10 protein-coding genes are annotated in these 10,035 nt (G+C 72.0%); 3 read left to right on the plus strand and 7 right to left on the minus strand.

The window, feature by feature from the left end; all coding sequences use genetic code 11:
• Positions 1-80: 80 nt before the first annotated feature.
• Entirely contained in the window at positions 81-1,127 is a 1,047-nt protein-coding gene (locus tag WD250_11940; GenBank protein MEX2620917.1) for a class I SAM-dependent methyltransferase, read from the minus strand.
• A gap of 691 nt (positions 1,128-1,818) precedes the next feature.
• Between WD250_11940 and WD250_11945 the strand changes: the two genes are divergently transcribed.
• Both WD250_11945 and WD250_11950 read left to right on the plus strand, forming a co-directional pair.
• Positions 1,819-2,283 (plus strand): hypothetical protein, encoded by a 465-nt coding sequence (locus WD250_11945; GenBank protein MEX2620918.1) that lies wholly within the window; start codon positions 1,819-1,821, stop codon positions 2,281-2,283.
• On the plus strand, positions 2,255-2,533 hold the full coding sequence (locus WD250_11950; GenBank protein ID MEX2620919.1) for a response regulator transcription factor: 279 nt from the start codon (positions 2,255-2,257) through the stop codon (positions 2,531-2,533). Before WD250_11945 ends, WD250_11950 begins: the two co-directional genes overlap by 29 nt.
• A gap of 48 nt (positions 2,534-2,581) precedes the next feature.
• Here WD250_11950 and WD250_11955 read toward each other — a convergent pair whose 3' ends face one another.
• The 5 genes from WD250_11955 to raiA form a co-directional block, all read right to left on the minus strand.
• On the minus strand, positions 2,582-3,250 hold the full coding sequence (locus WD250_11955) for a hemolysin III family protein (GenBank protein ID MEX2620920.1): 669 nt from the start codon (positions 3,248-3,250) through the stop codon (positions 2,582-2,584).
• Between the two features lie 57 nt (positions 3,251-3,307).
• Positions 3,308-3,793, minus strand: coding sequence for a hypothetical protein (locus WD250_11960; GenBank protein ID MEX2620921.1), 486 nt, complete (start codon positions 3,791-3,793; stop codon positions 3,308-3,310).
• Positions 3,786-6,650 carry a preprotein translocase subunit SecA gene (gene secA, locus WD250_11965; protein MEX2620922.1) on the minus strand — a complete coding sequence of 955 codons (2,865 nt, stop codon included), beginning with the start codon at positions 6,648-6,650 and terminating at the stop codon, positions 3,786-3,788. The genes WD250_11960 and secA overlap by 8 nt, the downstream gene beginning before the upstream one ends.
• A gap of 90 nt (positions 6,651-6,740) precedes the next feature.
• Positions 6,741-7,424 (minus strand): response regulator transcription factor, encoded by a 684-nt coding sequence (locus WD250_11970; GenBank protein ID MEX2620923.1) that lies wholly within the window; start codon positions 7,422-7,424, stop codon positions 6,741-6,743.
• 51 nt (positions 7,425-7,475) lie between these two features.
• Positions 7,476-8,048 (minus strand): ribosome-associated translation inhibitor RaiA, encoded by a 573-nt coding sequence (gene raiA, locus WD250_11975; GenBank protein MEX2620924.1) that lies wholly within the window; start codon positions 8,046-8,048, stop codon positions 7,476-7,478.
• Positions 8,049-8,162: 114 nt separating this feature from the next.
• On the opposite strand from raiA, the gene WD250_11980 reads away from it, so the two are divergent.
• Positions 8,163-9,284: a M15 family metallopeptidase gene (locus WD250_11980; GenBank protein MEX2620925.1), complete on the plus strand. Its 1,122-nt coding sequence runs from the start codon at positions 8,163-8,165 to the stop codon at positions 9,282-9,284.
• Between the two features lie 21 nt (positions 9,285-9,305).
• On the opposite strand, the gene WD250_11985 is transcribed toward WD250_11980, so the two are convergent.
• Entirely contained in the window at positions 9,306-9,956 is a 651-nt protein-coding gene (locus WD250_11985) for a hypothetical protein (GenBank protein MEX2620926.1), read from the minus strand.
• Between the last annotated feature and the right edge of the window lie 79 nt (positions 9,957-10,035).

The following is a 10,035-nucleotide window of genomic DNA, read 5'->3' on the forward strand; positions in this document are numbered from 1 at the left end:
CCCCCCCCCCCCCCCCCCCCCGAACCCGGCGGCCACCGAGATCGCCGTGGCCGAACGGCACGCCCATCCGCGGACACATCTCACGGGCGCGCTTCGAGGACCATGAACGCCGGTGTCTCCGCGGCCCGCCGGAAGCTGGCGAACCCGGCCTCCTCGACCACCCGGCGCAACCGGTCCTCCCCGGCTTGCGCACCCAGCGGATCCTCGCAGCCCTGCGACAGTGCGCTGGGGGTGCACACGAACGTCGACACCGAGTAGAACGTCCTGGCTCGGACGCCCTCGCCGAGCACGTCGTCGGTGCGCGGCTCGGTGAACATCCACGTCCCGTCGGCAATGAGCGCATCGCGGATGCGGCGTGCGGCGCGGACCGGGTCACCCCACTCGTGCAGGGCGTTGAACACGCAGACGAGGTCGTAGTCGTGGCCCGGGAAGTCGTCGGCGCCGGCAACCTCGAAGGTCACCCGGTCGCTGACGCCGGCCTCCGCGGCGGCCTTGCGCGCCGCCGCGATCGAGCCCGCGTGGTAGTCGAAGCCGCTGAACGTCGAGGCGGGGTAGGCCTGCGCCAGCAGGATCAGGGCGGCGCCGTATCCGCAACCGATGTCGGCCACCCGGCCCCCCGCGGTCAGCGTGTCCGCCATGCCGTCGAGCGCCGGGACCCAGCTGCCAGCCAGGTTGGCGCGGTACGCCGGCTCGAAGAAGCGCAAGGTGCCGGCGAACAGGTCGGCGTGGTGCTCGTCCCATCCGATCCCCCCATCGGCGGTGAACGCCTGACGCACACGCTCGGTGTCCTTGTGGACCGCGCTGGCCGCGAGCGCCCCGCCCGCGACGAAGGTCGGGCTGGAGGGGTCCGCCAGGCAGGCGGCCTGCTCCGGGGTCAGCCAGTAGCGCCCGTCGTCGTGCTCGCAATAGGCACTCGCCACCTGGGCGTTGAGCCACTCGCGCACCAGCCGCGGATGGCAGCCGGTCGCGCCGGCGAGCTCGGACGCGGTCTGCGAGCCGCCGTCGGCCAGCGCCCGATACAAGCCCAGCTGGTCGCCGACCACGATGGTGGCCGCATGCATGGTGGCGGCCTGGTCGGCGGCGAACCGCTCCGTGAACGCCTGCAGTCGGTCTCCGTCGAGTGCCATGGGGACTCCTCCTCGGGTCGGTGGACGGTTCCGGCGGTGCCACGGACAGCGTGCAGGCGCAACGGCAGCCGCACCATCGGGCGAGCTACCCATTCCGCCTGGCGCCGGCATGGGGAGAACCACCCATCGCCAACGGCCGCCCGCCGCCTGCGATACTCCAGTGCGCGACCGGGAGGACGCATGGTGGTCGATGTGCTCGAGCAGGCACGTGAGGCGTACGCACGGTTTCGCTGGGACGCGGCCTACCACCACTACCGCGCGGCGGCGGAGCATCAGGGATTGGGGCCCGAGGATCTCGCGGCCCTCGCCGACGCGGCCTGGTGGCTCGGCTACAACGACGAGTCGCTGAACCTGTCCGAGGAGGTGTACCGCCACCACCTCCACGGCCAGCACGTCCCCCGGGCGGCCCGGCTGGCGATCAAGATCGGCTGCCTGTGGTCCATGCGCGGCGAGCCGACCGTGGGCTCGGGCTGGATCAGCCGGGCCAGGCGCCTGCTGCAGGACGCCCCGGAGTGCGCGGCGCACGGCTACCTGCACTACCTCGAGGTCGAGCAGGCGCTGGGCGCCGGTCGCTTCGCCGTTGCGCTCGAGCTCTGCCGCACGGTCCAGGGGATCGCCGACCGCCATGACGACCGCACCCTGCGCGCCGTGGGGCTCGTGCTGGAGGGCACAGCCGAGGTGCGCAGGCCGGGTGCACCGCGCCCAGCTGCACCATCTCGAAGGCGCGTGGGGGGACGCCGAGCGCCAGGCCGCCCAGGCGTGCCGCGACCTCGCCGACATGAACGTCGGCGTGGTCGCCGAGGGCCAGTACCGCATCGCCGAGGTGCGCCGGCTACGCGGCGACCACGCGGCCGCAGAGGAGGCCTACGCACAGGCGCACGAGCTCGGCCGCGATCCCCAGCCCGGCCTGGCCCTGTTGCGCATGGCCCAGGGACGCAGGCCGGCCGCGACCACGGCGCTGCGCACGGCGCTGGCCGGGACCGAGCGATCGCTTGACCGCGTGGCCCTGCTGGCCGCCCAGGTCGAGGTCGCCGCCACCGGCGGCGACGCGGGCCCGGCTCGCCGGGGCCCTCGCCGCGGTCGGCGACATCGAAGCGGCCGAGCGCGAGGCCGAATCCGCACGGGCCGTGTTCACCGAGCTGGGCGCGGCGCCTGACCTGCGTGCGCTCGACGACCAGTTCGGCCGTGACGAGCCCCCGCTGGGCTTGTCACCCCGGGAGCTGGAGGTGCTGCGCTGCGTCTGCACCGGCCACACCAACCGCCAGATCGCCTCGGCCCTGACGATCAGCGAGAAGACGGTCGCACGCCACCTGTCCAACATCTTCGCCAAGCTCGACGTGGCCTCGCGCACCGAGGCCGCCGCCGTGGCGTTCACGCACGGGCTGGCCGAGCGGTCCGCGCCGTAGCCGCCGGGCCGGCGGCGTGCGTCGGCGGTGGGCGGCCTCGCCGGGGGGTCATGCCGACCCGGTGCCCGCCAGGGTGAGCACGAGGACGAGGTGGCAGCCCACGGCGGCGATCACCAGGGCGTGGAACAGCTCGTGGTAGCCGAAGACGCGGGGGGCGAGGCCGGGCCTCTTGGTGGCGTAGATGATCGCGCCCGCGGTGTAGAAGAGCCCACCACCGAGCAGAAGGGCCACCTGCCCGCCCGCGAGCGCGGCGTGCAACGCGGGCAGCCCGGGGATCACGACCCAGCCGAGCGCGAGGTAGCTGGCTGCCGCCAGCCGTCGCCAATGGGGGACGACGAGCTGGAGGGCGATGCCGACCAGCGCGCCGACCCAGATCAGCCACAGGAGGACCCCGTCCAGCAGGTGCGGCAGCGCCAACCCGCCCACGGCCGTGTAGCTTGCGGCGATCAACACGAAGATCGTGGCGTGGTCCAGCCGGCGCATGATCGCCCGGGCCCGCACCGACCAGGCCACCCGGTGGTACAGCGCGCTGACACCGAACACCGCGGTGGCACCGGCGACGTAGACACCCACCAGCCAGCGCAACGTCGGGTCGGCCCCGGCGACGAGCAGGGGCCCGGCCACGATGCTCACGGCGAACGCCACCAGATGTGACCACCCGCGCAGCCGCGGTCGCTCGACCGGCGGAGGCGAGATGGGGGGCCCCGGTGTCGTGATGGTCGTCCTCCATCCTCCCTGCGGGGTCGACGGGCCCCGACACGAGCCCGGTCGCCGCTACTCGGGCGGCTCCTGCTGGCCGACGGGCAGCGCGTCGTAGCGGGTCTGGTCGGCGGCGTGCACCGCCTCGTCGAGTCCGGCCCGGTCGACCTGCAGCTCCCCGTGGTGCGGGCAGGTGGGGACGGGGTCGTGCCAGTAGATGGCCCCGCTGAGCAGGTCGATCTGGGCCCGCACCGCCTCCGTCAGCCACGAGCCACGCGTGCCGGAGGGCATGGTGAACTCGTCCACCATCCCGGTGAACCCGAGGCCCGCGCCGAAGGCCGCGATCTCCTCTGGCGCGACAGGCGTCGGGTCGTCGGCGCTTTGCTGCGGGTGCATGCGCGACTCGACCACGGGCCCCTTCGGGCTTGCGTAGACCGCACCGACCTCGTGGCCGCAGCCGGCCTGCCCGCAGTGCATGGTCACCAACGGGTCCGGCTTGCGCGCCTTCCACGCCTTCAGCGGGGCGGGCAGTCCGACCGGTTCGATCTTGGGCTCAGCCACCGTGGCACTTCTTGTACTTCTGCCCCGACCCGCAGGGGCAGGGCTCGTTGCGGCCGACCTTGTCGCTGGTGGCGGCGCCCGACGCGTGCTGGGCAGCGGCTGCGGCCGCCGCCGCGCCCGGCGCACCCATCCCGGCCGGGCGAGCCGGCGCCGTCGCGCTGCCCCCGCCACCGTTGCCGCCGCTGGTGCCGCTGCTCTGGGTGGAGCTGACGGTGTAGGAGGTGGCTCCCGCCGCAGGGGCCGACGACGCGCTGGTCGCCGAGCTGTAGGAGAACTGCGGGGCGGGCTGAGGGGCCGGCTGGGCGCGCAGCGCGGGCGGGGCGACCTGCGCCTCCTGGCGGCGCCTGCCCTCGTCCTCCTGCTCGCGCTCCTCGGTCTTGCGCACCGGCAGATTGTAGAAGTAGCCGGCGGCCTGCTCCTTGATCTGGGCCATCATGTCGTTGAAGGCGTAGTAGGCCTCGCGCTCGTACTCCCGCAGGGGGTCGCGCTGACCGACCGCCCGAAGACCGATGCCGTCGCGCAGGTGGTCCATCTCGTAGAGATGCTCGCGCCAGATGCGGTCGACCACCGACAGGATCACCCGGCGCTCGACCTGGCGCAGCGTGTCCGACCCGAGCTCTGACTCACGCTCCTCGTAGCGCTCCATCGCGTCGGTGACGAGCATCTCGGCCAGGTCCTCGGCTTTGGTGTCGTCCAGGTCGATGCTGTCGCGGTCCACCGACACGGGGTAGATGCGCTCCAGGGAGATCCACAGCTCCTCGAGGGTCCACTCCTCGGGGTAGACGCCCTCGGCGGCATGCTGGCCGCACAGGTTGCGCACGGCGTCCTCGATGAAGTCCTCGGCGAACTCCTCAACCTGCTCGTCGGTGCCGCCCATGACGACGTTGCGCTGCTCGTAGATCACCTTGCGCTGGTTGTTCATCACGTCGTCGTACTTGAGGACGTTCTTGCGGATCTCGAAGTTGCGGGACTCGACCTGCCCCTGGGCGCGCTGCACGGCCTTGGAGACCATCTTGTGCCCGATGGGGTCCTCCTCGGGCAGCTTCAGGCGGGTCATGATCGACTCCACCGCGCTCGCGTTGAACAGCCGCATGAGGTCGTCCTCCAGCGACAGGTAGAAGCGGGACTCGCCCGGGTCGCCCTGACGGCCGCCACGGCCGCGCAGCTGGTTGTCGATGCGCCGTGACTCGTGACGCTCGGTGCCGAGGACGTAGAGGCCACCGAGCTCGCGGACCTTGTCCCCCTCGGCCTGGCACTCGGCCACGTAGCGCTCCAGCGCATCGGCGTAGGCGACGGCGAACCCGTCGGGGTCGACCTCGGGGTCGATCTGCTTGCGCGCATCGGCGTCGGCCCGCGACTCGGGGTTGCCGCCGAGCATGATGTCGACGCCGCGCCCGGCCATGTTGGTCGCGACGGTGACCGCGCCGATGCGGCCGGCCTGCGCGACGATCTCGGCCTCCTTGAAGTGGTTCTTCGCGTTCAGGACCTCGTGGCGCAGTCCGCGCTTGGTCAGCATGGCCGACAGCTTCTCGGACTTCTCCACCGACGCGGTCCCGACCAGCACCGGCTGGCCCCGCTCCTGGCGCTCCAGCAGGTCGAGCACGACCGCCTCGAGCTTGGCCGCCTCGCTCTTGTAGATCAGGTCGACCTTGTCCAGGCGGACGATGTCGCGGTTCGTCGGCACCTCTACGACCCCGGTGGCGTAGATGTGCATGAACTCGCTTTCCTCGGTCTTGGCCGTCCCCGTCATGCCGGCGAGCTTGTCGTAACCGCGGTAGTAGTTCTGCAGGGTGATGGTCGCCAGGGTCTGGTTCTCCTCCTTGACCTTCACCCCTTCCTTGGCCTCGATCGACTGGTGCAGCCCCTCGGAGTAGCGGCGACCGTCGAGGACACGGCCGGTGTTCTCGTCGACGATCTTGACCTCGCCGTCGACCACGATGTACTCGCGGTCGCGCTTGAACAGCTCACGCGCCTTGAGGGCGTTCTGGAGGTGGTGGATCAGCGGGGTGTTGACCGATTCGTACATGTTGTCGATGCCGAGCAGCTGCTCGACCTTGGTCACGCCCTCCTCGGTGACCGCCACCGTGCGCTTGGCCTCGTCGACCTCGTAGTGCTCGTCGCGGGTCAGCTTCGGCGCCACGCGGCGGGCGAAGACCGTGTACCACTCGGTGGCCTGGTCGGCGGGGCCGGAGATGATCAGCGGGGTGCGCGCCTCGTCGACCAGGATCGAGTCGACCTCGTCGACGATGCAGTAGCTGTGGCCGCGCTGCACCTTGTCCTCGCTCTTGAGCACCATGTGGTCGCGCAGGAAGTCGAACCCGAACTCGTTGTTGGTGCCGTAGGTGACGTCGGCGGCGTACGCCATGCGCTTGTCGGGGCGCGGCTGCTGGGAGAACACGAGACCGACCTGCAGGCCCAGGAACCGGTAGACCCGTCCCATCCACTCCGCGTCACGGGCGGCCAGGTAGGGGTTGACGGTCACGACGTGGACGCCTTTGCCGTCCAGGGCGTTCAGGTACACCGGCATCGTCGAGGTCAGCGTCTTGCCCTCACCGGTCTTCATCTCGGCGATGTCGCCCTGATGCAGCGCCGCGCCGCCGAGCACCTGCACGTCGAACGCGCGCTGGTCGAGCACGCGGTGCGCCGCCTCCCGCACGGTCGCGAACGCCTCGGGCAGCAGGTCGTCCAGCGTCTCGTCCTCGTCAAGGCGCGAGCGGAACTCGGTGGTGCGTGCCCGCAGCTGCTCGTCGGACAGGCCGGTGACGCTGTCCTCGACGGCGTTGACCTCGGCGACGAGCCGCTCCAGCTTCCTGATCTGGCGGCCTTCCCCCATGCGGAGGAACTTCTGCAGAACCACGTCGGTGCCTTCCACGGCAGGGTGGGACGAATCAACGCCCCAGTGTAGGTGTCGACCTCGCGCCTGTGGCGGGCGATGCGGACGGGGCCGCTACTTGATCTCGAGCAGCTTCTCGCGCACCGCGTAGACCACGGCCTCCATCCGGGAGTGCAGGTGCAGCTTCTCCAGAATGTTGCGCACGTGGTTCTTCACCGTGTTCTCGGAGATGAACAGCTCCTTCGCGATGTCGCGGTTGTTCATCCCCTGGGCGACCAGCGCGAGCACCTCCATCTCCCGGTCGGTGAGGCGAGGGGCGGGCATCTGCTGCTTCTGCTCGTCCTTCTTGGCCATGGAGGCGAACTCGGTGAGCAGCTTGCCGGCCATGGACGGCGAGATCAGCGACTGGCCGGCGTGCACCTTGCGGATGGCGTCGGCGACCTCCTCGATCGAGATCTCCTTCAGCAGGTAGCCGCTGGCGCCGGCCTTGATGGCGTCGTAGAGGTCGTCCTCCTCGTCGCTGATGGTCAGCATGAGGATCTTCGAGTGCGGGACCGCGTCCTTGATCGCCTTGGTGGCGTCGATGCCGCCGTGTGCGGGCATGCGCACGTCCATCAGCACGAGGTCGGGCATGTGCTCGATCGCGAGCTCGGTGGCCTCCCGGCCGTCACCGGCCTCCGCCACCACCGCGATGTCGGGCTCGGACTCGAGCACCATCTCCAGGCCACGGCGGAACACCGCGTGGTCGTCCGCCACGATCACCCGGATGGGGTCGTCACTCGTCTCGGCTTCCGTCATCAGACCCTCCACGCCAGCGCGCCCGCTTGCGCACTAGTGTATCGGTCCTGGTTACGTCAGTGCCTCGATGAGCCCCAGGTCGCCGTCCTTGCGCCGGTAGACCACGTTGCACCCCCCGGTGGCGGCATTCGTGAAGACGTAGAACTGGTGGTCGAGCAGCTCCAGCTGCAGGGCGGCGTCCTCGGGCAGCATGGGCTGCAGCTCGAAGCTCTTGGTGCGCACGATGTGGGGTTGTGGGGCCGAGTCGTGCCGCTCGGACTCGCCGCCGGGCAGCATGGCGGCGTCGGCAGGCGTGGACAGACCCGCCGACCCCTTTCCCTGCCGGCGATCCACCATGCGGGCCTTGTAGCGCGACAGCTGGCGGGCGAAGCGGGCGGTGGCCACGTCAAGGGCCAGCCGGTGGTCGGCGCCGCACCCCTCCGCCCGGATGTGGTGGCCCTTGGTGCGGGCGGTGACCTCCACCACGGCCGGCTCGGCGATGCGGGGGTTGGACTCCTCGCGCAAGACGACCTCGACCGAGGACAGACGGTCGAAGAAGCGCGTCGCGTGCTCGATCTTCGCGACCGCCTCCGCCTTCAGACGGTCGGTGGGCTCGCAGTCCTTGCTCTTGATGGTGATGTCCACGCGGTACCTCCCGGTTGCGATTCTCGCATCGTGACGACCCCGCACCCCCAGCGCAAGGGGCCTGCCGGGGCGGCGCCACGGCAGCTCCCCGGGGGCGCTGGCAAGGTGGGGAGCATGCCTGTGCAACGCCTTGTCGGCGGCGCGCTGACCGTCGTCCTGCTGGCCGCCGTCGTGGCCCTCCTGGTGCGCCTCGACCCGGCCACCGTGACGACCAGTGCCGACGCCGGCGTGCTCGTCACCTGGACGTCCCGTGGGTTGCCGGACGGCTTCGGGTCCGCCATCGCCGAGCTCGACGCGGTGGAGGCGGTCAGCGTCGTGCGTGGCGACACGGTGAACCTCGTCGCCTCCTGGGATGGGGCGGGCACCCGCATCGACGAGCCTCCTCCCGGCATGGCGATCCCTCTGGACGCGCTCGCGGTCGATCCCGCCAGGCACGCCGGGGTCCTCGACTCCGCCGGTGCGGCCGCGGTCGCCGCCCTCACCCCGGGCGAGGCGCTGCTCGGCGAGAGCTCGGCTCGCCTGCGTGGTCTCCAGCAGGGCGCCCAGCTCGAGTTCGACAGCGGCCGGCGGGTCACGGTGGCCGGGGTCGTCCCCGACGACGTCGTCGCTCACGCCGAGGTCATGATGGTCGCCCCGACCGACGAGGTCCCCACCGAGCGGTTCGTGCGGCTGCTCCACACCGGCCCGCGGGATGCGGTCGAGGCAGCCATCCGCGCCGCCGGCGGCGCCGCGCCGGTCAACGTCCGCGGCCCCGGCGAGCAGCGGGTGCTGCGCCACGGCGGATCGCTGCTCCCGCAGGTGACGATCAAGGAGCGCTTCGGGGAGTTCGCCTATCGACCCGCGTCGGGCCGCCTCATCGACCAGGACGACGCCTGGGTCGACCAGCACATCCAGGTGACCACGGTGCCGATCATCGGCGAGGTCGCCTGCAACCGGGGGACCATCCCACCACTGCGGGACGCGATGGCCGAGCTGGCCGAGGCCGGACTGGCCCGCCTGGTCGACCCCTCCGACTACGCCGGCTGCTACGGGCCCCGCGTCATCAGCCCCGGCCAGGGCCTGTCACGCCACGCCTGGGGCATCGCGGTGGACCTGAACGCCACCACCAACGCCTACGGTGACCCCCCGACGCTCGACGCCCGGGTCGTCGAGGCCATGGCGCGCCATGGCTTCTCCTGGGGCGGGACGTGGCGGGTACCCGACGGGATGCACTTCGAGTACATGGGCGACGGCTGAGCGGTCGCGACCGCGGGCGGGCTACGCGCCGCGGCCGGTGGTCGCGGCACGGGCCTCGTCACCACCCACGGCGAGGGTGGCGACGAGCACGCGCCGGGCGCCGGCGCTGCGCAGGGCCGCCGCAGCCGCCGCCGCGGTCCCCCCGGTGGTCCGCACGTCGTCGACCAGGAGCACCGCCGGCGGCACGGGCCCGGTGGGCGCGAACACGCCCGCCGGGCTGGCCCGCCGCGCCGCCGCACCCAGCGCGGTCTGGTCAGGACGCTCCCCCACCCGCACGAGCAGGGCCGTGGCGCCGTGGCCGGCCAGCAGCCGGGGGATCTCGGCGCCGCGCTGGCGCCGCCGCCGGCGCGTCGAGGGCACCCACGTGACCGCCAGGTCAGATCCCGGCGCCGGCAGTCGCAGCCGCGCCCGCAGCACCGCCCCGAGCGGCGCGGCCGCGGCGAACGCCCCGCCGACCTTGATCGCCCGGATCGCTGCCGCCACCACGCCGGCGTAGGCGTACGCGCCGACCGCCACCACCCCCGCGTCCAGCACCGTGTAGCCGAAGTCCACCAGGGCCAGGCGCTCGGCCGCTCGCGCACAGGCGTCGCACCACGGGCCCGACGCACCCCCGCCGCAGCCGACGCAGCGGCGCGGCACCACGAGGTCGACGACACCGGACAGCCCGCCCATGACCGAAGGCTACGTCCGGGGGCGCGCACCGCCGAAGGCTGTCCACAGCGGCGCAGAGCATCCTCAGGGCGGTCGCTGC

The sequence above is a fragment of the Egibacteraceae bacterium genome (genome assembly GCA_040905805.1).
GTDB lineage: Bacteria > Actinomycetota > Nitriliruptoria > Euzebyales > Egibacteraceae > DATLGH01.